The 22,784-nt window shown below is 64.4% G+C and carries 30 protein-coding genes and 1 pseudogene; 16 read left to right on the top strand and 15 right to left on the bottom strand.

The genetic code is table 11. From position 1 onward, the window contains the following. Positions 1-134 precede the first annotated feature (134 nt). The 3 genes from EAG14_RS21500 to EAG14_RS21485 form a co-directional block, all read right to left on the bottom strand. On the bottom strand, positions 135-332 hold the full coding sequence (locus EAG14_RS21500; protein WP_371414433.1) for a DUF2798 domain-containing protein: 198 nt from the start codon (positions 330-332) through the stop codon (positions 135-137). 530 nt (positions 333-862) lie between these two features. Further along, positions 863-1,675 (bottom strand): tetratricopeptide repeat protein, encoded by an 813-nt coding sequence (locus EAG14_RS21490; protein WP_099742632.1) that lies wholly within the window; start codon positions 1,673-1,675, stop codon positions 863-865. A 191-nt stretch (positions 1,676-1,866) separates the two neighbouring features. Further along, the gene (locus EAG14_RS21485; protein ID WP_121730085.1) at positions 1,867-2,817 is read right to left on the bottom strand and encodes a LysR family transcriptional regulator; all 951 of its coding nucleotides are present in this window, start codon (positions 2,815-2,817) and stop codon (positions 1,867-1,869) included. 169 nt (positions 2,818-2,986) lie between these two features. Here EAG14_RS21485 and EAG14_RS21480 point away from each other — a divergent pair, with 169 nt between their 5' ends. Further along, positions 2,987-4,393: a hypothetical protein gene (locus EAG14_RS21480; RefSeq protein ID WP_371414378.1), complete on the top strand. Its 1,407-nt coding sequence runs from the start codon at positions 2,987-2,989 to the stop codon at positions 4,391-4,393. A gap of 52 nt (positions 4,394-4,445) precedes the next feature. Here the strand turns inward: EAG14_RS21480 and EAG14_RS21475 are convergent, their stop codons facing one another. Continuing rightward, positions 4,446-4,940 (bottom strand): hypothetical protein, encoded by a 495-nt coding sequence (locus tag EAG14_RS21475; RefSeq protein ID WP_121730084.1) that lies wholly within the window; start codon positions 4,938-4,940, stop codon positions 4,446-4,448. A gap of 222 nt (positions 4,941-5,162) precedes the next feature. On the opposite strand from EAG14_RS21475, the gene EAG14_RS21470 reads away from it, so the two are divergent. Further along, a complete protein-coding gene (locus EAG14_RS21470) occupies positions 5,163-6,764 on the top strand; it encodes an ABC transporter substrate-binding protein (RefSeq protein WP_121730083.1) in 1,602 nt (533 codons plus the stop codon). A gap of 134 nt (positions 6,765-6,898) precedes the next feature. Here EAG14_RS21470 and EAG14_RS21465 read toward each other — a convergent pair. Further along, positions 6,899-7,222: pseudogene (locus EAG14_RS21465) on the bottom strand (YnfA family protein). A gap of 47 nt (positions 7,223-7,269) precedes the next feature. Further along, entirely contained in the window at positions 7,270-7,980 is a 711-nt protein-coding gene (locus EAG14_RS21460; RefSeq protein WP_121730082.1) for a helix-turn-helix transcriptional regulator, read from the bottom strand. A 78-nt stretch (positions 7,981-8,058) separates the two neighbouring features. Between EAG14_RS21460 and EAG14_RS21455 the strand changes: the two genes are divergently transcribed. Beyond that, a complete protein-coding gene (locus tag EAG14_RS21455) occupies positions 8,059-8,409 on the top strand; it encodes an NIPSNAP family protein (RefSeq protein WP_121730081.1) in 351 nt (116 codons plus the stop codon). After that, positions 8,406-8,750 (top strand): antibiotic biosynthesis monooxygenase, encoded by a 345-nt coding sequence (locus tag EAG14_RS21450; protein WP_121730080.1) that lies wholly within the window; start codon positions 8,406-8,408, stop codon positions 8,748-8,750. The genes EAG14_RS21455 and EAG14_RS21450 overlap by 4 nt, the downstream gene beginning before the upstream one ends. A 13-nt stretch (positions 8,751-8,763) precedes the next feature. Here EAG14_RS21450 and EAG14_RS21445 read toward each other — a convergent pair whose 3' ends face one another. The 6 genes from EAG14_RS21445 to EAG14_RS21420 form a co-directional block, all read right to left on the bottom strand. After that, positions 8,764-8,982 (bottom strand): hypothetical protein, encoded by a 219-nt coding sequence (locus EAG14_RS21445; RefSeq protein WP_121730079.1) that lies wholly within the window; start codon positions 8,980-8,982, stop codon positions 8,764-8,766. A gap of 67 nt (positions 8,983-9,049) precedes the next feature. After that, positions 9,050-9,412 carry a hypothetical protein gene (locus EAG14_RS21440; protein WP_162996058.1) on the bottom strand — a complete coding sequence of 121 codons (363 nt, stop codon included), beginning with the start codon at positions 9,410-9,412 and terminating at the stop codon, positions 9,050-9,052. Positions 9,413-9,467: 55 nt separating this feature from the next. Next, positions 9,468-9,674 (bottom strand): DUF4287 domain-containing protein, encoded by a 207-nt coding sequence (locus EAG14_RS21435; RefSeq protein ID WP_099657365.1) that lies wholly within the window; start codon positions 9,672-9,674, stop codon positions 9,468-9,470. Between the two features lie 87 nt (positions 9,675-9,761). After that, the gene (locus EAG14_RS21430; RefSeq protein ID WP_121730077.1) at positions 9,762-10,067 is read right to left on the bottom strand and encodes a hypothetical protein; all 306 of its coding nucleotides are present in this window, start codon (positions 10,065-10,067) and stop codon (positions 9,762-9,764) included. 142 nt (positions 10,068-10,209) lie between these two features. Continuing rightward, positions 10,210-11,634 (bottom strand): FAD-binding oxidoreductase, encoded by a 1,425-nt coding sequence (locus tag EAG14_RS21425; RefSeq protein ID WP_121730076.1) that lies wholly within the window; start codon positions 11,632-11,634, stop codon positions 10,210-10,212. An 88-nt stretch (positions 11,635-11,722) separates the two neighbouring features. Then, positions 11,723-12,499, bottom strand: coding sequence for a DUF4397 domain-containing protein (locus tag EAG14_RS21420; RefSeq protein ID WP_158236351.1), 777 nt, complete (start codon positions 12,497-12,499; stop codon positions 11,723-11,725). Between the two features lie 313 nt (positions 12,500-12,812). Between EAG14_RS21420 and EAG14_RS21415 the strand changes: the two genes are divergently transcribed. From EAG14_RS21415 to EAG14_RS21395, 5 genes are all read left to right on the top strand, one after another. Continuing rightward, positions 12,813-13,610 carry a GntR family transcriptional regulator gene (locus EAG14_RS21415; RefSeq protein WP_099657368.1) on the top strand — a complete coding sequence of 266 codons (798 nt, stop codon included), beginning with the start codon at positions 12,813-12,815 and terminating at the stop codon, positions 13,608-13,610. Positions 13,611-13,618: 8 nt separating this feature from the next. Then, positions 13,619-14,458 carry a transporter substrate-binding domain-containing protein gene (locus EAG14_RS21410; protein ID WP_121730601.1) on the top strand — a complete coding sequence of 280 codons (840 nt, stop codon included), beginning with the start codon at positions 13,619-13,621 and terminating at the stop codon, positions 14,456-14,458. Between the two features lie 68 nt (positions 14,459-14,526). Then, entirely contained in the window at positions 14,527-15,201 is a 675-nt protein-coding gene (locus tag EAG14_RS21405; RefSeq protein ID WP_121730600.1) for an amino acid ABC transporter permease, read from the top strand. A 6-nt stretch (positions 15,202-15,207) separates the two neighbouring features. Continuing rightward, complete coding sequence (locus EAG14_RS21400) at positions 15,208-15,861, top strand: amino acid ABC transporter permease (RefSeq protein ID WP_121730074.1); 654 nt, start codon at positions 15,208-15,210, stop codon at positions 15,859-15,861. After that, a complete protein-coding gene (locus tag EAG14_RS21395; protein WP_121730073.1) occupies positions 15,845-16,654 on the top strand; it encodes an amino acid ABC transporter ATP-binding protein in 810 nt (269 codons plus the stop codon). Before EAG14_RS21400 ends, EAG14_RS21395 begins: the two co-directional genes overlap by 17 nt. A 120-nt stretch (positions 16,655-16,774) precedes the next feature. Here EAG14_RS21395 and EAG14_RS21390 read toward each other — a convergent pair whose 3' ends face one another. Next, positions 16,775-17,203 carry an EF-hand domain-containing protein gene (locus tag EAG14_RS21390; RefSeq protein WP_121730072.1) on the bottom strand — a complete coding sequence of 143 codons (429 nt, stop codon included), beginning with the start codon at positions 17,201-17,203 and terminating at the stop codon, positions 16,775-16,777. Positions 17,204-17,516: 313 nt separating this feature from the next. Here EAG14_RS21390 and EAG14_RS21385 point away from each other — a divergent pair, with 313 nt between their 5' ends. From EAG14_RS21385 to EAG14_RS21370, 5 genes are all read left to right on the top strand, one after another. Then, positions 17,517-17,801: a hypothetical protein gene (locus EAG14_RS21385; RefSeq protein ID WP_099742649.1), complete on the top strand. Its 285-nt coding sequence runs from the start codon at positions 17,517-17,519 to the stop codon at positions 17,799-17,801. A 31-nt stretch (positions 17,802-17,832) separates the two neighbouring features. After that, on the top strand, positions 17,833-18,399 hold the full coding sequence (locus EAG14_RS21380; RefSeq protein WP_121730071.1) for a cob(I)yrinic acid a,c-diamide adenosyltransferase: 567 nt from the start codon (positions 17,833-17,835) through the stop codon (positions 18,397-18,399). A gap of 66 nt (positions 18,400-18,465) precedes the next feature. Next, a complete protein-coding gene (locus EAG14_RS21375; RefSeq protein WP_240456875.1) occupies positions 18,466-18,879 on the top strand; it encodes a hypothetical protein in 414 nt (137 codons plus the stop codon). Continuing rightward, the gene (locus EAG14_RS23520; RefSeq protein ID WP_240456874.1) at positions 18,836-19,054 is read left to right on the top strand and encodes a hypothetical protein; all 219 of its coding nucleotides are present in this window, start codon (positions 18,836-18,838) and stop codon (positions 19,052-19,054) included. Before EAG14_RS21375 ends, EAG14_RS23520 begins: the two co-directional genes overlap by 44 nt. Before the next feature lie 20 nt (positions 19,055-19,074). Beyond that, a complete protein-coding gene (locus EAG14_RS21370; RefSeq protein WP_121730070.1) occupies positions 19,075-19,527 on the top strand; it encodes a hypothetical protein in 453 nt (150 codons plus the stop codon). A gap of 16 nt (positions 19,528-19,543) precedes the next feature. Here the strand turns inward: EAG14_RS21370 and EAG14_RS23515 are convergent, their stop codons facing one another. Then, positions 19,544-20,212: a surface-adhesin E family protein gene (locus EAG14_RS23515; protein WP_240456873.1), complete on the bottom strand. Its 669-nt coding sequence runs from the start codon at positions 20,210-20,212 to the stop codon at positions 19,544-19,546. 173 nt (positions 20,213-20,385) lie between these two features. Between EAG14_RS23515 and EAG14_RS21360 the strand changes: the two genes are divergently transcribed. Further along, positions 20,386-20,706 carry a DUF4148 domain-containing protein gene (locus tag EAG14_RS21360; protein ID WP_121730598.1) on the top strand — a complete coding sequence of 107 codons (321 nt, stop codon included), beginning with the start codon at positions 20,386-20,388 and terminating at the stop codon, positions 20,704-20,706. A gap of 302 nt (positions 20,707-21,008) precedes the next feature. Here EAG14_RS21360 and EAG14_RS21350 read toward each other — a convergent pair whose 3' ends face one another. Further along, positions 21,009-21,434 carry a hotdog fold thioesterase gene (locus EAG14_RS21350; protein WP_099657376.1) on the bottom strand — a complete coding sequence of 142 codons (426 nt, stop codon included), beginning with the start codon at positions 21,432-21,434 and terminating at the stop codon, positions 21,009-21,011. 195 nt (positions 21,435-21,629) lie between these two features. Here EAG14_RS21350 and EAG14_RS21345 point away from each other — a divergent pair, with 195 nt between their 5' ends. Beyond that, positions 21,630-22,784, top strand: coding sequence for an ABC transporter substrate-binding protein (locus EAG14_RS21345; RefSeq protein ID WP_099742653.1), 1,155 nt, complete (start codon positions 21,630-21,632; stop codon positions 22,782-22,784).

Here is a 22,784-nt window from a genome sequence, read left to right as displayed (position 1 = left end):
TGGCCCCGTGCAATGAGTGGCGAGGCTCCCAAAAGAATGCTCAATACCCAAGGTGAGTAGTGCACCGGTACCGGACACGCAAGTAACGCCACCAAGAGCCGCAGCCCTTGGTGGCGTTAGTTTTTACCGCCCCGTCAGGGGGTTCTAACGACTGCAGCGGTAAGCTTGCGGACGATAGGGAGGACTAGCAATAGGACCGGGAATGCGACGAGCCACGAAAGCATCCAAGCACCAGGCCATACGTTGAAGAACGTAGTCCCCCAACCGATACTTTTAAGTGTGCTTATCAATGACACCACGCAAGTCATAAGCACCGAGAGAATCAGCGGCATGACGATGCCTGCATATTGGGGAGGAAGCTTGCGGATGCCAAATAAGGATTGCGATTTCTGAGAGTTCATAAGTGCTCCATAAGCCGGTCAAACAAGGCGCCTTCTTTGCGTGGGCAAAGAGATCAACCCCGGCATGGGCCGGCAGAAGTGGCGCGTTGATTGACGTAAACGCTTACGGCTTGCTTCATATGAAGATCGCTGGCGTGATGCTAGCAGAGCCGCAAACTACTCGCGAGGAAAAATCTTCAGTATGGCCAGGGGGAGCAGGCTGACGGTGCGGGTCACGGACACATTGCAGACCGTGAAGCAGCCGGACTGCAAACGAATGCCCGCCGAGGGTTGGCTGTGCAATGCCGCTTTGGTGCACAGAATGTCCCTCCCCATGTATGCGTCTGCCAATGGGTTCATTCGTTCGCTGCGAAAGGTGCGGCGATCTTGGAAATGCACGGCTGTCCTGGCTGTGCGGCTCGACCACTCCAGCCACCCATAAAAAAGGCCTCATACGAGGCCTCTAGGTTCATCAAGTCACATCAATTCTCGTCCCGCGCCCGTGATTCGCGGGCCTTGCGGGCCCAGTAGCGGGACTTGGCGGCGTCGCGGGGCACGCCTTCGCCCTTGGCGTACATGACCGACAGGTTTTGCTGCGCATCGGCATCGCCTTGCTCGGCGGCCTTGGTGTACCAGTGCACGGCCTGCTTCTTGTCCTGGGCCACGCCCTCGCCGTCGTCGTAAGACACGGCCAGGTTGAATTGCGCGCGCGAGTGGCCTTGTGCTGCGGCTTTGCGGTACCAGGTTACGGCCTGCTTGTGGTCTTGTTCGACGCCTTCGCCGTCGTCGTAGGCCACGCCCAGGTTGTATTGGGCGTCAGAGTCGCCCTGGTCTGCGGCCTTGCGGTACCACTGCGCGGCGATCTTGTGGTCTTTGGCCACGCCTTCACCCTTGTCGTATGAGACGCCCAGGTTGTACTGGGCCTTGGCCAGCCCTTGGTTGGCGGCCTTGGTGTACCAGAAGACGGCCTGTTTGTAGTCTTGCGGCACGCCCTCGCCGTCGTCGTAAGACACGGCCAGGTGGTATTGCGCATCCGCGTGGCCCTGGTCTGCGGCCTTGCGGTACAGGGCTGCGGCCTTGACATGGTCTACTGGCACAGCGCGGCCAAAGTCATACATCAGGCCCAGGTGGAATTGGGCTTCGGCGTCGCCCGCCTGGGCGGCTGGCTGCAGTTCTTTCAGGGCCTGGGTGAACTGGCCCTTTTCGTAGGCGCGCACGCCCTCGGCGGTGCCAGCCCAGGCCGCACCGGTGAGCAATGCGGTGCCCAGGAAGGCGGCGCTGATCCAGCGAGACATGCGTGCGATGCGTGATGGTTGGTGTGTCATGGTGGTGGGCGGCGTGGCGCTCCTCGCGCGGCCGCTGGGTTGAATAAAAACAGATGGATGGGAGTTTGCCTGCGTTGACTGCCTGTAACACCCAGGTTGCCAATGGTTACATGCCGGGCGTGTGCATTTTTTGGCCGTTTGGCGATCTGGTCATTGGCCGCTCAGTGGGGTGGTGGCGTGCCTTTGGTGGGTGGGGTTGGGCTGTGCGAGGCCAGGGTGTTGAGCAGCCGGGTGAAGGTGGCCGTGGCGCCCACGTTGTCTTCGGCGCGGTACACCAGGGTCAGGGGCACATCGAGCTGGCTGCCCACGTCCAGCGGGCGGTAGGCGATGGCGTGGCGGTGCACGCCCAGCATGGACGATGGCACGACCGAAACCCCCGTGCCTGCGGCCACCAGGTTCAGGTTGGTGAGCATGCGCGGCACCTCGGCCACCACGCGGGGCTGCACGCCCTGGGCGGCGCACAGGGCCAGCAGGTTGGCGTACAGGCCGGGTGCCCCCGTGCGGCGCACCAGGATCAAGGGCTCGTCCTGCAGATCGGCCAGGCGCACGGGGGTGGGCTGGCCGCGCCGCTGGCGCAGCGCCAAGGGGTGGTCAATCGGTAGGGCGACCATGGCGGGCTCGTGCTGCAGGGTGTCGAACACCAGGCCGGGGGGGCGGTCTACCGGCACGCGCAGCAGGCCGCAGTGCAGGCGGCCCTGGGCCACGGCCTCGGTGATTTCGGCGGCGTTGGCTTCGCCAATGTCCAGCGCCAGGCCGGGGTGGCGCGCGCGGCATTCGCGCAGCGCATAGGGCGTGAACTCGTGCGCAGCGGCCGAGCTGGTGAAGGCAATGTCCAGCCGCCCGGTCTTGCCCTCGGCCAGCAGCTGCATGCGGCTTTGCAGGGCATCAAAATCGTGCAGCAGCCGGGTGGCATCGGCCTGCAGGGTGCGCCCTGCCTCGGTCAGCGTCACACCTTTGGCATGGCGTTTGAACAGGGGCAGGCCGATCTGGGTCTCCAGGCCCTTGATCTGCTGGCTCAGCGGGGGCTGGGCCATGCCCAGTGCTTCGGCCGCGCGGGTCATGTGGCCGGTCTGCGCCACGGCCAGGAAGTACCGCAGTTGGCGCAGGTCCATCAGTGCCGCTCCTGGTTGGCGCGGCGGCAGTGGGAGCGGGGCTGTGGTGTCATTGTCATATCAAAATCGTATCAGTTGCGGTGGTGTAGCCTATTTGACGTATGGAATGGCGCTTTCTACGATGCGTGGGCATCCAGCATCGGCACCCATACCTACAGGAGACACCACCATGCGCCACCCCTTTTTGCCCCCGTCTTTGCCCGGGCGGCTGGCCCTGGCGGGGCTGGCTGTGCTGGCAGCGGCCTGCGCGCCGCTGCCGCCGCAGGCCCCGGCAGCCCAGGCCAAGCTTCAAGCCCAGGCCCCTGAGGCCGCCCCCACGCCCACCGCGTGCCCCAAAGCCGTGGCATCGATTGCCCGCTGCCTTTCAGGCCAGGACTCTGCGGGGGCCTACTACCTCATCGCCCTGCCCAATCAGTGGAATGGGCACTTGGTGCTGCACGCCCACGGCGGCCCGGCGCTGGGCGCGCCCAAGCTGGAGCGGTCGGTGGAAGACCTGGAGCGCTGGGCCATCATGGTCAAGGCGGGCTATGCATGGGCGGGCAGCACCTTCCGCCAGGGCGGTGTGGAAGTGCGTGCCGCCGCCGAGGACACCGAACGCCTGCGCCAGATCTTTGTGACCCAGGTGGCGCAGCCCCAGCGCACCATCCTGCATGGGCAATCGTGGGGGGCCAGCGTGGCGGCGCGGGGGGCGGAGAGGTTCACCACCACGGCCCACGGCAAGCGCCCCTACGATGCCGTGCTGCTCACCAGCGGCGTGCTGGCCGGGGGCTCGCGCTCGTACGACTTCCGCACCGACTTGCGGGTGGTCTACCAGTACCTGTGCGGCAACCACCCCCGCCCCACGGAGGCCGCTTACCCGCTCAACATCGGTCTGCCTGCCGATGCCCACATGGCCCAGGCCGACCTGCAGGCGCGCGTCAACGAGTGCCTGGGGCTGGACAAGCCGCAGGCCGAGCGCAACGTCGAGCAGCAGCGCAAGGTGAAGCTCATCACCGACGTGGTCCGCATCCCGGCCAGCTCCATCCACAGCCACATGAACTGGGCCACCTTCCACTACCGCGATGTGGTGCAGCACCGCACCGGTGGCGCTAGCCCGTTTGGCAACCAGGGCGTGCGCTACAGCGGCTCGGGCGATGCCGCTGCGGACGCGGCCCTGAACGCGGGCGTGCTGCGCTACAGCGCCGACCCGGCCGCCGTCGCCCGCTTTGCGCAAGACACCGACCCCACCGGCCGCATCCCCGTGCCCGTGCTCACCGTCAAAGGCGTGAACGACCCCACTGCGTTTGTCGAGCTGGACTCGGTTTTCAAGGCCACCATGGACAAGGCGGGTACCAGTGGGCATCTGGTGCAAACCTTCACCCAGCACAGCGGCCACAGCTACCTGAGCGATCCGACCTATCCCACCCTGGTGGCAGCCTTGCTGCGCTGGGTGAACGACGGCACCCAGCCCACCCCGGCCAGCATTGCCAGCCAGTGCCCGGCCTTCGAGGCGACCTTTGGCAAAGGCTGTGCCTTTTTGCCTGACTACCGCCCCGCCGCACTGAACACCCGCGTGCCAGACCGCGAACGGCCCTGAAGGCTGGGTGTGGCTGGGCGCGCGCGTGGGGCGTTGCGAATGAACCCGTTGCCTAGTCGTAGTGCATCACGCTGAACGTGACCCTGCGTGAAGCGCCATCGGTAGGGGCAATGGGGTGGGCGGGCACCACCTGCCGCAGCACCACCACCTCGGTGCGTTGCGGGTTGGCGTATTCCCAGTCTTGCAGCGTGGCGGTGTCGGTCGCCTCGTGCTTGAACGGCCCGGTGGGTTGCAGGCCCTTGGTCTGCAGATAGGCCTGCAGCCGGGCCAGGGTGGCGCTGGCTTGCTCGGGTGGCACTTGCAGTGTCACCATGCTCACCGGCTGCTTGGGTCCGTCGCCGGTGGATCCGTAGTACTCCGGCGCATCCCCATCCGCTGGCAGGGGCACGCCCCGCACCAGGGACGACAGGCCCAGGTAATAGTCCAGCGTCCCGGGCTCAGGGTGGTAGTCCTCATGCGACAACACCCACAGCATGCCCAGCGGCCATGCCAGCAGCGCCAGCAACAAGGCCGCGCCAAAACAGCGAGAGACAGTCAACCAGCGCATAAGGGTTTTAATAAAAATGGCCGTTAGCGCACGCAGTAAAAGCGCTAGCAGCTATTGAATGTATAGCATTTGCGCTCTGCGCCAGGGCCTGTACGCCCACCATCGCACCCTGCAAGAGTGCAATCCCCCAAGGGCGTGGCACGCGATGTGCTGCATAGTGCCCGGCACCGCCGTTCGCCGCGCCACGCGCGGTGCATCTCGCATTCATCCAGGGAGTTTTCCATGCCATTGCAGCGTTCTCTGAGGGCCGTCGCCGCCACCACCGTCACGGCCACGCTGTGGCTGTGCGCTACCCCCAGCGCTTGGGCCAAGCCGTTCAAATGGGCGGGCTCCAGCGACATCCAGACCATGGACATCCACTCGCAAAACAGCGCCCTGGGCAACGGCATCCACGCGGCGGTGTACGAGTCGCTGGTCATGTTCAACAGCCGCACTCTCAAGATCGAGCCCGTGCTCGCGCTGTCGTGGAAGGAAGTGACCCCCACGCAAGTGCGCTTCAAGCTGCGCCAGGGCGTGAAGTTCAGCGACGGCTCGGCCCTTACGGCCGAAGACGTGGTCTATTCGCTGCAACGCGCCATGGCCAAGACATCCACCTACGCCATCTACACCCAGGGCATGGACCGCGTGGCCAAGGTCGATGCCGACACCATCGACATCTTCTTGAAGAACCCCAACCCCGTGCTGCTCAACCAGCTGACCGAGCTGCGCGTGATGAGCCGGGCCTGGGCCGAAAAGCACCAGTCGCTCGAGCCCAAGGACATTAAGGGCAAGGAAGAAACCCACTCGCACCGCAACGCCATGGGCACCGGGCCCTTCACCCTCAAGGAATGGGTGCCCGACCAGCGCATCGCCTTCGCCACCAACCCCCACTGGTGGGGCGCAGGCAAGGCCGAAGGCAATGTCACCGAAATCACCTACACCCCCATCAAATCCGAAGCCACGCGCATTGCCGCGCTGCTCTCGGGCGAGGTGGACATGGTGCGCGACACCAGCATTCAGGACCTGGCCCGCGTCAAGGCCCACCCGAGTCTCAAGGTCATGGAGATGGTGGAAAACCGCACCGTGTACCTGGCTCTGGACCAGTTCCGCGACGAGCTGCCCGGCAGCAACATCAAGGGCAAAAACCCGCTCAAAGACCTGCGCGTGCGCAAGGCCCTGTACCAGGCCATCGACAGCGCCACGTTGCAGCGCGTGACAATGCGCGGCATGGCCAAGCCCACGGGGGCCATCGTCTCGCCCCTGGTCAACGGCTGGACCGAAGCCGTGGACAAGCGCCTGCCCTTTGATGCCGCTGCTGCCAAAGACCTGCTGGCCCAGGCGGGCTACAAAGACGGCTTTGAGGTGGACTTTGCCTGCAGCAACAACGCCATCGTGCAAGACGAGGAGCTGTGCCAGGCCATCACCTCCATGTGGGCGCGCGTGGGGGTCAAGGCCAAGCTGCGCACGCTGCCCGCCGTCACCTACTACCCCATGGTGCAGCGGCACGAGGCCAGCATCGCCATGCTCAGCTGGGGCGTGCCCACGTTTGACGCGCTCTACACCCTGCAGTCCCTGGCCCGCACCAAAACCACCGGGGGCGATGGCAACTACAACCTGGGCCGCTACAGCAACGAGCGCATGGACTATATCGTGGACCGCGTGAAGACTGAAACCGACCTGCCCGTGCGCAACCGCCTGCTCACCGAAGGCCTGCAACTGCACAACGACACCGTCGCCCATATCCCGCTGCACAACCAGATGCTGGCCTGGGCCATGAAGAAAAACATTGAACTGGTGCAGCGCACCGACAACCGCATCGACTGGCGGCTCGTCAAGGTGAACTGAGGCCTGGGCGCCGCAGCATTCGAGACTGGCGCGGCGCAGGCCAGTGTCCTCGCGCAAGGGCCACCCCGCCGCGCCGGGGACGCCCCCCTCCCGAAGGAGAGGGGGGAGGCGCCGAAGGCGACTCAGGGGTGTATTCATTTCATCGGCTGCAGCACGATGATGGCCATGCCCACCAGCGCCACCAGCACCCCGGCCACATCCCAGGCCGTGGGCCGGATGCCATCCACCGCCCACAGCCAGGCCAGTGCCACGCCAATGTAGACCCCCCCATACGCCGCATACACCCGGCCAGCGCCTGCGGTGTCGTGCAGCGTCAGCAGCCACGCAAACAGTGCCAGGCTGGCCGCAGCAGGCACCAGCAGCCACGCTGGCTTGCTCTGCTTGAGCCACAGCTAGGGCAGGTAGCAGCCGACGATTTCGGCCAGGGCGGTGAGGGTGAAGAGCAGCAGGGTTTTCATGCAGTGATCGGGAGGGGGCGATTCGGGCGGGTGCCGGTGGACGGCTGTCAGTGAGCGGGGGCCGTAGCGGCCAGCCACTCGCGCAGCGCCAGCTCGCCCTTGGGCGTGAACTGCACCACCCGCGAGGGCGTGCCTTGGGTGGCTGGTGCGCGGCGAGCCCAGCCGCCCTCCAGCAAGCGCTGCAGCAATGCGGCCCCCAGCGCACCGCCCAGGTGGTGGCGGCGCTCGCTCCAGTCCAGGCAGGGGCGGCACAGCATGCGCCGCTGTTGCTGCAGGGCGGCTGTGTCGATGCCCACCTGGGTGAACCAGTCCGTGCCTGCGGGCGTCAGGGCCACGCCATCCGGCGCAGGCTGCAACAGCCCTTGGCGCACCAGCGCTTCGTACAGCTGCACGCCCACCTCGCCCGCCAGGTGGTCGTAGCACATGCGGGCGCGGCGCAGGGCGGGCTCGCGCGGGCTGGAGCGCACACGCACCGCGCCAGAGCGGAAGGCCACATTCATCAGCGACTCCAGCAGCTGCGCTACATCGGCATTGGCCAGCCGAAAGTAACGGTGGCGGCCTTGCTGTTCGACCGCCAGAAGCCCGGCATCCAGCAGCTTGGCCAGGTGGGCGCTGATGGTCTGCTTGGTCACGCCTGCCACGGCGGCCAGCTCGGTGGCGGTGAGTGCGCGGTCGCTCATCAGCGCCGTGAGCACATCGGCCCGCGCTGTGTCTCCGATCAGTGCGGCAATGCGCGCAATGTGGGGTCCGTCTTTCATGGTTCGATCTTCAGCGAACCATTCATGCCCGTCAACCGTCTATCGTGCAGGGCCTACCCACTTCACCGCAATGCCGCCATGATCACCTGCTTCATCCGTTACGAAATCGATCCCTTCCAGCGCGAGGCGTTTGCCGAGTACGCCCGCCGTTGGGGGCAGATCATTCCCCGCTGCGGCGGCCACCTGCTGGGCTACTTTGTGCCGCACGAGGGCAGCAACTACGAGGCTTGGGGCTTGATTGGCTTTGACTCGCTGGCCGCGTACGAGGCCTACCGCGCCCGCTTGCGGGCCGACCCCGAGGGGCAAGCAAACTTTGCCATGGCCCAGCAACAGCGCATCATCCTGCGCGAAGAGCGCAGCTTCCCCCAGGTGGTGGAGGGCACCTTCAGCCTGCCCGCCCACGCCTGGGTGGAAGGAGCCCACGCATGATGGCCGTGATCTTTGAGGTACAGCCCGCCCCTGGCCAACGGGATGCGTACCTGCAAGCCGCCGCCGCGTTGCGCCCGCTGCTGGAACAAGTGGACGGCTTTATCTCCATCGAGCGCTTTGAAAGCCTGAGCGAGCCAGGCCGTTTGCTGTCGCTGTCCTTCTGGCGCGACGAAGCCGCCGTGGCCCGCTGGCGCCAGGTGGAGGCGCACCGGGACACGCAGCAGCGGGGCCGTGCCCATATCTTCAGCGACTACCGCTTGCGTGTGGCAGCGGTGGTGCGGGACTATGGCTTGAACGACCGGGCGCAGGTGCCGCTCGATTCGCGCGCTGTGCATGGATGAGCGCAGAGAGAGGTCATTGGCCTTCTGCCGCTGACGCCCGCGCCTCAGCGCTTTGCGCTGCTTGTGCCAGGCCCGCTTTGATTTGCTCGGCCTGGGCCGCCGCTTGCTTGGCTTGCGCTGCCTGCAGCTTGGTGGTGGTCACGGCCGTGGTGGCCACATCTGCGCCACAGCCTGCCAGCGCGATGCAGGCCAGCCCAAGGAAGGTGTTGCGTTGCCAATTCAAACGTTTCATAGGGATTTCCGAAAAGTGTTGAGGTTTAGCGACTTTTGAGTGGCAGACCTTGGATTTGAAATGCTATTTAATTTGTAGCGGTTGAAGTGCGATCGCCGGCGCGGTAGAGCATGCCCGAAACGAGGACCAAGCTCATGGTGGCTGTGGACGATACGAAGCTTGCCAGGGCAAGCCATGCGCAGGCGGAAAATCCTGCGAGGAAGTACAGCTGCGCTGCCGTGTGCTTGCGCTGAAGCACCACCACGGCAGCAATGTACGCGCCCAGCGCTGCAGCGGGCCAAGCGGCCCAGAGATTTCCAGAGAAGGTTCGAAATGCAGGCAGGGGATGGGACTGGGATTCATACCATGTTCCCCAAGCGGCGGCGAACACAAACAAGATGGCACTGAAGGCCGCAAGGAACTTTTCTGACTGTGAAAACAGCGGTTTCATTGGGGGCATGTTCATGTTGCGCGTGGTTGGATGTCTGTAGCAGTGACCAAGCCGTTCACCTCTTGGCAAGAAAGTACGCCACCAGCGCATTGGCATGCCCGTGGCCCATTTGGTGTTGCTCTTTCAGCAGGGCCACGTACTCCATGTGCTTGCGCTCGCCCGCATTGCTCAGAACATCCAGCCAGTGGGCAATCGGTTTGCCGTAAGTCTTTTCAATGGACGGAAAGTACGAAGCCGGTCCCTTGGTTTTCTCTTCAGCCATACAGACTCCTCCGGTGGGTTGGGGCATGCGACGTCGAAAGACGTAGTGTCACTGGTGCGCTTGTCTCCGACGGGCACGCCGATTCTCTCAGTCACTCTCCGTGCGTATCTCATGACCACCCTTGCAGGCCATGCTGAAGAACGGCAAGAGACGCACCACGGTATGGGCCAGCGCCTTGTTGGCTGCGCCGCCATGGCTGGCCAGCAGATCGATCAGCTCATGCAGCAGCGCACCGGCTTGCGCCGAGGAGAGGCGGGGGTCATCGTAGTACGCACTCCACAGCGCAGACAGCGCCGGAAAGCGCTGCCCATCCGCCTGAATCAGCGCGAAGATGAATTCCTCTTGGTGCCCAATGGCCTCATGCTGGCCGTTGGCGTACATGTCAAAGGGCATGGTGTTTCTTCGGAGCGCTGCGTTGGGGCAAGCGAGGTGCTGATTTTGCAATCAATATGGCATCTAGAGCTTGCAGATAAAGCGCTGATGGCTATCAATTAAATAGCAAAATTTGCGACGGCCGTGGCATCGCCACGCACCCTCACATCGCAAAAATCTTCCCAGGATTCAGGATGTTCTTCGGGTCCAGCGCGCGCTTGATGGCGCGCATCATGTCCACCGCGCCGGCGCCTGTCTCGTCCAGCAAGAAGCCCATTTTGTGGATGCCCACGCCGTGCTCACCCGTGCAGGTGCCGCCCATGCTCAGGGCCCGGGCGACCAGGGTGTGGTTCATGGCTTCGGCCTGAGTGCGTTCTTCGGCGCTGTTCGGGTCGATGAGGTAGCCGAAGTGGAAGTTGCCGTCGCCCACGTGGCCGACGAGGAAGTAGGGGATGCCGCTGGCTTCCACTTCGTCCACCGATTCAAGCAGGCAGTCGGCCAGGCGGCTGATGGGCACGCAGGTGTCGGTGCTGATGGCGCGGCAGCCGGGGCGGCTTTGCACGGCGGCAAAGTAGGCGTTGTGCCGCGCGGTCCACAGGCGGGTGCGTTCCTCGGGGGTGCTGGCCCATTCAAAGGCTTGGCCCCCAAACTCGTTGGCAATGTCTTGCACCATCTCGGCCTGCTCCTTCACGCTGGCGGGCGAGCCGTGGAACTCCATCAGCAGCATGGGCTCTTCGCGCAGGCCCAGCTTGCTGTGGGCGTTGACCATGCGCACGGTGTGGCGGTCGATCAGCTCCACGCGGGCAATGGGCACGCCCAGCTGGATGGTCTGGATGGTGGTGCGCACAGCCGCTTCGATGCTGGGGAAGGAGCAGATGGCGGCGCTCACGGCCTCGGGCAGGGGGTACAGGCGCACGGTGATCTCGGTCATGATGCCCAGCGTGCCTTCGCTGCCCACCATCAGGCGGGTGAGGTCGTAGCCCGCGCTGCTCTTTTTGGCGCGGGTGCCGGTGTGGATGACTTCGCCGCTGGCGGTGACCACTTGCAGCGCCAGCACGTTCTCGCGCATGGTGCCGTAGCGCACGGCGTTGGTGCCGCTGGCGCGGGTGGCCGCCATGCCGCCAATGCTGGCGTCGGCGCCAGGGTCGATGGGGAAGAACAGGCCCGTGTCCTTGATGGCCTCATTGAGCTGCTTGCGGGTGATGCCGGGCTGCACGGTCACCGTGAGGTCTTCGGCGTTGATGCTCAGCACGCGGTTCATGCGGCTCACGTCGATGCTGACGCCGCCCTGCACGGCCAGCAGATGGCCTTCGAGCGACGAGCCTGCGCCGTAGGCAATCACGGGCACTTCGTACTGGCTGGCCAGCTTCACCGCGTCGGCCACGTCCTGCGTGCTTTCCGCAAACACCACGGCGCTAGGGGGCGGGGCCTGCAGCGAGCCCTCGTCACGCCCGTGCTGCTCGCGCACGGCCTGGGCCAGCGAGCATTGCGCGCCAAAGTGGGTTTGCAGGGCGTCGATGAGTGCCTGGGGCACATCGCGCAGGGCAATGGCGGGCAGCAGGTGGGCGGCAGCGGTGGGGGCGTTCATGGGCGGGTCTCCTGGGTGGGCCGAAAAGAATACCACCGGCGCCCGCCGCCTGCCACCGATGGCCTGCGTGGCAGGGGTTGAGCGGCGCTTAACTGACCAGCGAGTTCGCCAGCAGGGCGTAGCCGCCTTGCTCTTGCAGCGCGCTGATGTTGGGGTACGAGCCGCTGCTGCGCGGCACCACGATCAGCGTGACCACCGAGGTGCTGCCCAGCGTGATCTGGCTGGTGAAGTCAAACAGCACATTGCTCTGGTCATCCTTGCTGGTCAGCCGCACGCGGTAAAGGCCGGACGACACCGAGACAAAGTCGCTGATGTCGCCGTATTCCGTGACCGTGGCGGTGGGGCTCAGCCCGCTCAAGCTGCTGGTGTTGGTGAGGTACAGGTCCAGGCCGCTCAGGCTTTCGCAGGCGTGGAACACGCGCACCTTGGTCTTGCTGCTGTCTGCGCTGCTGTTGGATTCGGCGAAGAACTTGAACTTGAGGCTGTTGGCCAGTGAGCCGTAGGCCAGCAAGCTGGTGTAGGTGTCTTCTTCCAGCGTGCGGGTTTCGGTGAGCTTGGCGCTGGAGCCTCCAGCGGCGTACAGCGCGATCTGGGTGCTGTCGGCTTCTACGGCATACCAGGCAGAGATGTTGCCCCCGTTGCTCAGCGAAGCGGCCACGCGCTCGCCTGCGGCGTAGAAGTCGGCCTGGGTGTAATCCACCGTGGCGTTGATGAAGCGCAGCTGGGCTTCGCTGCCCAGCCCGCCGCAGCCGGTCAGGGCCAGCGCGCTGCCCGCGCCCACAAGGCCCAGGGCCGATGCCAGCACGCTGCGGCGGGTGGGGGGCAGGTGGGCGGTGAATGCCGAGCGAGGGGAGCGGTGGGACACAGGATTTCCTTGTAGTGGTCGGTAAAGCGACGAGGCTACGAAGCCGCCTGCAGGTCCACATGTGCCGGGGGTAAAGATAGCCCGCCGCACAGTAAAGAAAGTTGAAGCAGTGCCCCACACCTGTGGCGGGCTGCACCGCCTTGGCGCTGGCGTGTGCACCAGTGTTGGCGCTGTTGCCTTGCGCCTTGCGTTGAACTGGTGCGGTCGGGGCGTGGAGACCCCTCGCCAGGGCCCGTGTGCACGAAACAGGTGCGCCACCGTGGTGCATCGGTCTTGTATACCAGTTGGCACAGAACCTGCGTAGGTTGGGTCAATGACCACCGCCACCGACATCAGCAACCGCATCATGGAAGCCGTGATGGCCCAGAAGCTCGCCCCCGGCTCGCGCCTGGGTGAGCAGCAACTGGCCATGCTGTTTGACTGCAGCCGCACCATCGTGCGCGAGGCGCTGACGCGGCTGTCCACGCGCGGCATCGTCACGGTGAGTGCGCGGCGTGGCTGGTATGTGGTGGAGCCCTCGCAAGACGAGGCCCGCGAAGCGTTTGAGGCCCGGCGCGTGATCGAGCTGGGCTTGCTGCACCAGCTCAAAGCCCGCGCGGTGGACCCGGGCGCGCTGCGCCAGCTCAAGAACCACCTGGCGCGCGAAAAGGCCGCCCTGGCGGGCAGCGATGTGGGCATGCGCACCTACTTGCTGGGCGACTTTCATGTGTGCCTGGCCGAATGCCTGGGCAATGCGCTGCTGGCCGACACGCTGCGCGACTACACCGCCCGCACCACGCTCATCGCCATGCTCTACCAGTCTTCGCACGATGCGGCCCAAAGCTGTGCGGACCATGTGCGCATCGTCGAGGCGCTGGAGGCGGGCGACATCGACCGCGCCGAGACCCTGATGGCCGACCACATCGGCACCGTGCAGGCGGCGCTGCGCCTGCAAGCCCAGACCGACCCCCTGGCCGGGTTGCGCGACGCGCTGGCCCCGGTGGCCAAGACCCCGCCGCAAGCCGCCAAAAGGCGGCCCGCTGCGCGCAAAGCCATTGCATCCACCTCTCCCACATCTTCCACCCCCTCACCGTCCGACGACGGGTCTGCCTACCTAGGAGCCTTGCTATGACCGCCTTGATGAGTTCCCGTACCTCTTCCTTTGCTGCCGCTGCGGACAGCCACCGCACCCGCCGCACGGCACTGGCCCTGCTGGCCGCAGCGGGCTTTGTGGCAGCCCTGGCGGCACCTGCGGCGCACGCCCAGAGCGCGCTCGACAACATCCTCAAGGCCAAAGAGATCAAGATCGCCATCCCCACCGACTACCCGCCCTACGGCTTTGTCGGCACCGACCTCAAGCCCCAGGGCCTGGATGTGGAAATGGCCAACTACATTGGCACCAAGCTGGGCGTGAAGGTGGAGCTGATCCCGGTGACCAGCGCCAACCGCATTCCTTACCTGCAAACGCAAAAGGCCGACCTCGTGATCTCCACCCTGGGCAAGAACGCCGAGCGTGAGAAGGTGATCGACTTCACTGCCGCCTACGCCCCGTTCTTCCAGGCTGTGTTTGCCAGCAAGAGCCTGAACATCAAGAGCTTTGCCGACCTGACCGGCAAGAGCGTGGCCGTGACGCGCGGCGCCATGGAAGACCAGGAGCTGGCCAAGGTGGCCCCCGCCGGTGTGGACGTGAAGCGCTTTGAAGACCATGCCGCCAGCATCTCGGCCTTTGTATCGGGCCAGACGCAGGCCATTGCGACCAGCGCCTCCACCGCAGGCACCATCATGGTGAAGAACCCACAGCTGCAGACCGAATACAAGCTGCTGCTCAAAGACAGCCCCAACTTCATTGGCGTGGCCAAGGGCGAAGACAAGTTGCGCACCCGCGTGAACGAAATCATTGCCGACGCCAAGAAGGCGGGCGACCTGGACAAGCTGTCGAGCAAGTGGCTGGGCCGCCCTGCGGGCGATCTGCCCCAATAAGCACTCAAGACCGCTCTCTTCCTTTGCACAGGGCTGCGGCGTGACAAGCGCCGCAGGGTTTGCCCACCATGCTGATTCAACTCGACTTTTCTGCCGTGCTGGCCGCGTGGCCGCTGCTGGTGCGGGGCGTGGTGTGGACCATTGCCCTCACCATCGTCGGCACCGTACTGGGCCTGTTGCTGGGCACCGCCTGTGCCTGGGCACGGGCGCGCAACCTGGGGCACCGGCCGGCACCCCTGCGCTGGGCTGTGGCCAGCTATGTGGAGCTGGTGCGCAACACGCCCTTCATCGTGCAGTTGTTCTTCCTGTTCTTTGGCCTGCCGGCGCTGGGACTCAAGCTCTCGCCCGAGTTCGCTTCCGTGCTGGCCATGGTGGTCAACCTGGGGGCCTATTCGTCCGAGATCATCCGCGCAGGCATTGAGGCCACGCCACGCGGCCAGATCGAAGCCGCGCACAGCCTGGCGCTGACGCCGGGGCAGACCTTTCGCCGCGTGGTGCTGCCGCCCGCGCTGCAAAAGGTGTGGCCTGCCATGGTCAGCCAGATCATCATCGTGATGCTGGGTTCTGCCGTGTGCGGGCAAATCTCCACGCCCGAGCTGAGCTATGCGGCCAACCTGATTTCGAGCAACACCTTCCGTGCGTTCGAGGCCTTCATCCTGGCCACGCTGGTGTACCTGGCGCTGTCCATGCTCACCCGCCGCCTGCTGATGTGGGTGGGTGCACGTTTCTTGATCGGGAGGTAAGCAGCCATGGTCGAGTTCTCTCTTTGGGACATCCTGCGCAACCTGCTTATGGCAGCGCGCTGGACGGTCTCTCTCTCCCTTATCGCCTTCATCGGCGGCGGCCTGGTGGGCCTGCTGCTGCTGGTGGCGCGCTTGTCCAAGGTGCGCGGAATGGATCGCGCCGTGGGTGCGTATGTGCAGGTGTTTCAGGGCACGCCGCTGCTCATGCAGCTGTTCCTGGCGTACTTCGGCATTGCGCTGTTTGGCATCAAGACCTCGCCGTGGACGGCAGCGGCCGTGGCGCTCACGCTGTACACCAGCGCCTACCTCACCGAGATCTGGCGCGGCTGCGTGTCCTCCATCCCTAAGGGGCAGTGGGAGGCGGCGCAGAGCCTGGCGCTTAACTTTGCCGAGCAGTTGCGCCATGTGGTGCTGCCGCAGGCACTGCGCATTGCGGTGCCACCCACGGTGGGCTTTTTGGTGCAGGTCATCAAGGGCACGGCGCTGGCCTCGGTCATCGGCTTTGTCGAGCTGACCAAGGCGGGCAGCATGATCTCCAACGCCACCTACCAACCGTTTCTCGTCTACGCCTGCGTGGCGTTGCTCTACTTTGCCCTGTGCTTCCCCGTGAGCCTGGTGGCGCAATCGCTTGAAAGGAAACTCCATGGCCACCGCCGCTGAAGCCACCGCTACCTTCGCCACCCCCGTGCATCCACACGACGGCATCCTCGTTGGCCCACCCCCCATCGTTGACATCACCGCGCTGCGCAAGTCCTACGGCACCAACGAGGTGCTCAAAGGCATCGACCTGAAGGTGGCGCGGGGCGAGGTGATTGCCATCATCGGCAAAAGCGGCTCGGGCAAGAGCACGCTGCTGCGCTGCGTGAATGGGCTCGAGCAGTTTCAGGAAGGCGCTTTGAGCGTGAACGGCAAGAAGCTGCTGCACGACAACCCCGCTGCCATGCGCGAACTGCGCCAGCAGGTGGGCATGATCTTTCAGGGCTTCAACCTGTTCCCGCACCTCTCGGTGGGCCGCAACGTGATGTTGGCCCCCACGCTGGTCAAGGCCCGCAGCCCCAAAGACGCAGAGGTGCAGGCGCGCAAGCTGCTTGAACGCGTGGGCCTGGCCGAAAAGTTCGATGCCATGCCCGACCAGCTCTCGGGCGGGCAGCAGCAACGCGTGGCCATTGCCCGCGCGCTGGCCATGGAGCCGCAGGTGCTGTTGTGCGACGAGATCACCTCGGCGCTGGACCCTGAGCTGGTGGGTGAGGTGCTGCGCGTGGTCGAGTCGCTGGCGCAGGAAGGTATGACGCTGATGATGGTCACGCATGAGATGGCGTTTGCCCGCAAGGTGAGCGACCGCGTGATCTTCATGCACCAAGGCCGGGTGCATGAGATGGGCACCCCCGCGCAGTTGTTTGGCAGCCCGCAAACGCCGGAGCTGCAGCAATTTTTGTCGTCGTTGCACGACTGAGATCGATCCCAAAAAAAGCAGCGGCTGGGCGCAACCATGCCGCCAAAAAAAGAGCCCGGAGCGTCCACCACCGCCCGGGCTCTCGTGGGGTGGGCGCGGCGGGGGCCGCACCGCAGGGCGTTATGACTTCACGCCTGCTTCAAATTCTTCGCGTGACAGCATCTGGTCCTTGTTCTTGTCCAGCGCCTGGAAGCGGTTGCCAATGGCGGGCAGCGTGGCCGCTTCCTGCGGGCTGAGCATGCCGTCGTGGTTGGCATCGGCGCGCAGAAAGGCTGCGTCGCTGCTGGTGCCAGCACTGCCACCGCCAAAGGTGGCCTGGCCTGCGGTGGGTGTGGCGTTGGCTGGGCCCACCACGGTTTTGGAGGGCGCCGTGCCTGTGCTGCTGGCGCCGCTTTGTGCATGCACCGCACCGGCCGTGCCCAGCGTCAAGGCTGCAAACAGCACCACGCTGCTGGCTTCAAAGTGCCGGGTCCAGCCAGTGGCCGTGGCGCGGCTGGCCGGGCTTGTGGGGCTGGTGGTGTGGGGTGCAAGTTGTTGCTTGGTCTTCATGGATGCAGTGCTCCGTAAAGTTGAACAGGGTTGCATTGCACCCCAGCAGGGCCATGCAGGCCAGCACTTTTGCCTGCTGTTGCCTGGTCCAACATTTTTCAGCGCCGTGTAACGGCGCAGCCACCTGCCGTCCGCGCATCTGCACGGTGCGGTGCAGTGCACAGCGCACCGTTTCAAATAGAAATACCTTGTAGCGCTCAATAAATAAGCGCTGGCAGCTATTGTTTTGATAGCGTATTGAGAGAGGCCGAATCGCACGGCGCACCGGGCACAATCGGGCCTTCGTTGATCCAACCCACCCCAGGTCCCGCCCATGGCCCAAGCTTCCAAAGCCCTTCCCGTCATCACCGCCCTGGCCGTGCTGGTCGCAGCCGCAGCGCTGTTCAATCCCTCGGCCGAGCGGCACCGCCAGCAGATCCAGGCGTCTGTGGCCGAGCGCAGTCCGCTGGCGGGCGTGCTGGGCGTAGGCGCGCTGGCTGCGTTTGTGTCCAACTACCACTCGGTGGGCGTGGCCTCGTACACCAGCATCCGGGGGCGCACCGTGTCGGTGGGCTTCATGGGCATGGTCTTTGTGCTCGACTCGCACAAAGACCTTTGAACAGGCTCTCAGACACCACAGGAGACATCGCATGGGAAACCGCCTCACCGAAATCGCCACCCGCACCGGGGACGCTGGCACCACGGGCCTGGGTAACAACCAGCGCGTGTCCAAGAACAGCCTGCGCATCCACGCCATGGGCGATGTGGACGAGCTGAACTCGCACATTGGCCTGCTGCTGTGCGAGCGCCTGCCTGACGGCGTGCGTGCGCTGTTGGTGGAGATCCAGCACCAGCTGTTCAATCTGGGTGGTGAGCTGTCCATTCCCGGCTTTGAACTGCTCAAGGCCGAGGCCGTGCTCGCGCTGGACGAGGCCTTGGCCGAGCACAACGCAGTCCTGCCGCGCCTGCAGGAATTCATCCTGCCCGCTGGCACCCGCGCAGCAGCCCAGGCCCATGTGTGCCGCACCGTGGCCCGCCGTGCCGAGCGCGTGGTGGTGGCGCTGGGCAACGAAGAAGCCATCAACGATGCACCCCGCCAGTACCTCAACCGCCTCTCCGACCTGATGTTCGTGCTCGCCCGCGTGCTCAACCGCATGGATGGCGGGGACGACGTGTATTGGAAAAGCGAGCGCTTGGCGCGCCAAGAGGGCGCTTAGCCATCGGTTCGCCGCTCTGCGACTTTTCTGTTTCTCGGTTTCCTCGTACCACGCGTTCCTTTTGTCATGAAAATTTCTGCTGGGTTTCGATCTTCCATTGCCGCATGTGCCCTGATGTTGACGGGATGTCTCGTTCCCGAAAAGTTTGCAGCCAGTGTGGATGTGCAATCGGACGGTGGCTACACGTTCCGATACTCGGGCACGGCCGTGCATGCATTGGCTGCTGCCGAGATCAAGAAGGCAGGCCGTTTGACCGAGAAGGACCAGGCGGGCCTCAAAGCAGAGGCTGAAAAACTCTCTGGCCACCCTGGCTTTCGCAAAGCGACCTACAAGGGCGATGGGCGCTACGAGTTGGAAATTGACAGCCCCAAAAAAGCCAGGCCAGCCGCTGGACATGCTCAGCATTTTTTCGGTGTGCACCGACAAAGACGGGGTGATGACCATCGCCTCGAAGGAAATCAAGGACAAAGAAAAGCGTGAACTCGAACAGCTCGGTATCACGGTGAACGGAACACTGCAGGTCAACCTTCCCAAGAACGCTGAAGTCATCTCGCACAACGCGACTTCAACGCCCACGCTGGGGTTTGGCTCGTACGCTTGGAAGATTGGCCGTGTGGACCAGAGGCCGCAGATGACGGTTCGGTTCAAGCGGTGACGCAGACTTCTACCCCAGCCATGGACAACCACCGCACACCAGCCCGATGGACCAATGAGGAGCATCTGTTTTCCGGCAAGACCGGTTGGCTCGGAGTGGCCTTGCCGTGCGCCATGGTGGCGCTGGGCATCTATGGGGAGTCTCCAGGCCTGGGTGGACTGGGCGCTGCAGTGTTGCTGGTTCAGGCGCTTGGATACCGGAAGTGGTTGGCAGACGGTGCCTTGGTAGCGGCTGCGCAAGCTTCCACGGACTGGATACCGGCACGGTTAGACCATGAGCAGTCTTCGGACGGATGGGGATGGAAGCTGGACGTGTCTCTGCCCAACGGGACGGCGGTGTGGATGTTGAAATCGACCGGTGATTTCAGAAAAGAGCTTCCGCTGTCCGTGGAGGTCTGTGATCTGGGGAACGACGTGGTGGTGATTCGCTGCGAAGACCGGTGGGTGCTGACCCGGGTGGAGTCTCGGGGGTAGCGCTTCTCGGTGCGCATCAATGGGCGGCTGGCCGTGCCTTGCACGCGGCCTTGATCAATCGCATGTAAGGCTGGCCCGGCACGTCTTTGAACAGCACGGGAGCCTGGCCTTCCTCGTAATTTTCCTTGCCAATGGTCGGCCCCTGCCATTGGGGCCCTGCATGGTACGAAAGCCAGAGATACCACGCCTTTTGTGCCGTGCAATCCACACTGACTTTGGCCACGTAAGAGCGGTATTTTTGTCCTCGAAACGAAGTGCGCTGGTGGCTGCGTGATACACGCAAATCCAGCAGCACGCGCTCACCCAGGGCCGTGGGGGCGGGAAGCACTTCGATCAGTTCCCCGTTTTTTTCGCCGGGGTCTCCCAGCACGGCGAACCAAGGCTCTGCCGACGCCGCCACGGGAGCTGCCAATAGCAACAGGACCGAGCCAAGGATCAGAAAGCGGAACACCACATTGCCTTTGGTGGAGTGCGTCACGCAGGCTAAGACGGATGGGAGGCGTGAGCGAGGTGGTGGATCGTAACGGATGGAGGTCTGCCTTCGAAAACCAGCTCTGGCGACAGGGAGGTCCGCCCACCTTTTGTTGGCAAAAGGCGGGTCCGCCAGGGCGCCGACACACTTCTTTACATCATGTTCATCGGTGTATTGAATCCAAAAAGTTCCCTTTGATTGTTTCAATTTCATGAACATTTCGTTCCATGAAGAGGCATTTATCTCCGTGGAAACCCTAGATACAGTTCATCCCATCGATGAGCGACGCGTTCAACTGGCGCTCACCGACGCAGGTTGCACTGGCCTCCGCCCTCTGGGTGGTCTCCTCTGGCCCGCATCTGACTGTTGATCTGAAAGGTATGACCATGAAGAAGAACTATCGCACTCTCGCCGCCCTGTCCGTTCTGGCCCTGAGCTCCTGGGCTGCCCAAGCGCAATCGGTGGGCGCTTTTGGTGAAGGCTCCAACTATCCCGCTGCCGCATCGGCCCAAGGCACGCTGACCCGCGCCGCCGTGGCTGCCGATCTGGCCGCCGCCCGCGCCAACGGCACGATGCCGCACGATGCCGAAGGCTCTGACGTTGCTTACAGCGACGCTTCTGCGCACGGTTCCCGCAACCGCGCTGATGTGCGTGCCGAAGCGATTGCCGCTGCCCGCGCCCATCAAACCGACCGCGGCGAGTTCTGATCGAACGGCGCTGCCCCGAGAGGGCCCCCAAAAAAAGCCCGCAAGGCCTGCCTTGCGGGCTTTTGCGTTTGGGGGATGTATTGGCATGGAGTCGTGATGGCGACAAGCCTTTTGGAAACCTCTGGGCTCATCATCGTGCACCGGGCACCCATGGCCTCAGTCGGCCTGCTTCTCAAGTCAATGCGCGCAATAGAGGCAATAGCGATGGCTGTGCCTTGCGACCGGCAGTCCTCGTCAATCTGCGGCGCGGAATGACTGCTCGATTTGCGCCGAGGCTCCCGGGTGCGAGCCTGGCAACAGGCTCAGCCCTTGGGCGCCAACACGGCCATGGTGATGCGGGAGACGCAGGTCAGCTCGCCCGCGTCGTTGACCATGTCAATCTGCCAAACCTGCGTGGTGCGGCCAATGTGCACTGGCCGTGCCGTGCCGGTGACCCAGCCGCTGGTGGCTGCGCGCAGGTGGTTGGCGTTGATGTCCAGCCCCACGGCACGGTGGCCTTCGGGGCTGGCGTAGTAGGCGCCCAGCGAGCCCAGGGTCTCGGCCAGCACCACGCTCACGCCGCCGTGCAGCAGGCCAAACGGCTGGCGAGTGCGCTCGTCCACGGGCACGCGGCCACGCACGAAGTCGTCGCCCACTTCTGTCAGCTCAATGCCCAGGTGGCTGGTGGCGGTATTGGCGCTGGTGTCGTTCAGGCTTTGGACGGAGATGGGCTTTTTCCAGATGGACATGGGTGCGGGTTCCTGTCGGTGCATGAGGGATGTGCGAATGAGGCTGCACGGTGCTTGCAGAGACAGCCTAAGGGTTGATTCTCTGGCGCTCGCGCAAGCCACCGCATAGATTGCCATGTTGCCCTGTGTTTGGGGCACTGGTGGCGGCAGGTCGGCCGCGTGCCATTGTGGTCAATTCTCAGGAGTCCGTGTTCTATGCTGCGTCGCCAATTTGTCACCCATGCCCCTCGTCTGGTTGCTGCCCTGGCAGCCCCTGCACTGGTGCGCAATGTGTTTGCGCAAGAGGGCGGCATCAGCAGCAAGAGTCTGACGATTGGCTGCTCGGCTGCGCTCACCGGCCCGTTGGCAGGCTTTGGGCAAGACATCAAACTCGGCGCCGAAGCCGCGCTGGCGCAGATCAACGCGCGTGGCGGCATCCATGGCCGCGCGGTGCAATTGCAGGTGGTGGACGATGGCTATGTGCCCCAGCGCACCACCGAGAACATCCAGCAAATCATCAGCCAGGGCAGTGCGTTTGCACTGATGTCCTGTGTGGGCACGCCCAACAACGCAGGCATCCTGCCTTTGATCGACGAAGCGGGCATTCCGTATGTTGCGCCTTTCACCGGGGCATCGTCGCTGCGCAAGGGCTCACGCAACGTGTTCCATGTGCGGGCCAGCTACACCGACGAAGTGCGCCGCCTGGTGCAACGCCTGGCGGGCATGGGGCTCAAGGACATCGGCATCGTGAACCTGGACAACGCTTATGGGCGCGAAATGCTGGAAGACTCCACGCGCTTTTTGGCAGAGCAGGGCCTCAAGCCACTCGTGCAGGCGGCTCTGGCCACCGATGGCAAGAACCTGAGCGATGTGCTGGCCAAGGTAGGCCAGGCGCGCCCGGCGGCGGTGCTGTTGGCTACGGCAGGTTCAGCATCGGTCGAGCTGGTGCGTGGGCTGAAAAAGAACCTGCCCGGCGTGCTGATGGCGGGCCTGAGTGTGACCCTGACGAGCGATGGCCTCAAACAACTGGGCGATGCGGGCAGCGGTTTGGCGGTCACCATGGTGATGCCTGACCCCAACCGCGCAAAGACAGCGCTGGTGCGCGACTACCAGGCCGCCATGCGTGCCAAGGGTGTGCAAGAGTTCAACCTGGGCACGTTGGAGGCCTACGTCAACACGCGCGTGCTGGCCGAAGGCCTGGAGCGTGCCGGCGCCGACCCTACCCGCAGCAAGCTGCGCACCGCGCTGGCGGGCATTCGCAACCTGGACCTGGGGGGGCTCACCATCGACTACGGTGGCCAGGCCCCTTACGTGGGCTCCCGGTTTGTCGATATGGGCGTGCTCAACGGCACAGGCCGTTTTGTCGGCTGA

The organism is Acidovorax sp. 1608163, from assembly GCF_003669015.1.
Taxonomy (GTDB): domain Bacteria; phylum Pseudomonadota; class Gammaproteobacteria; order Burkholderiales; family Burkholderiaceae_C; genus Acidovorax.
Note: the sequence above shows the minus strand (reverse complement) of the source record. Positions and strands in the feature narration are given on the sequence as shown.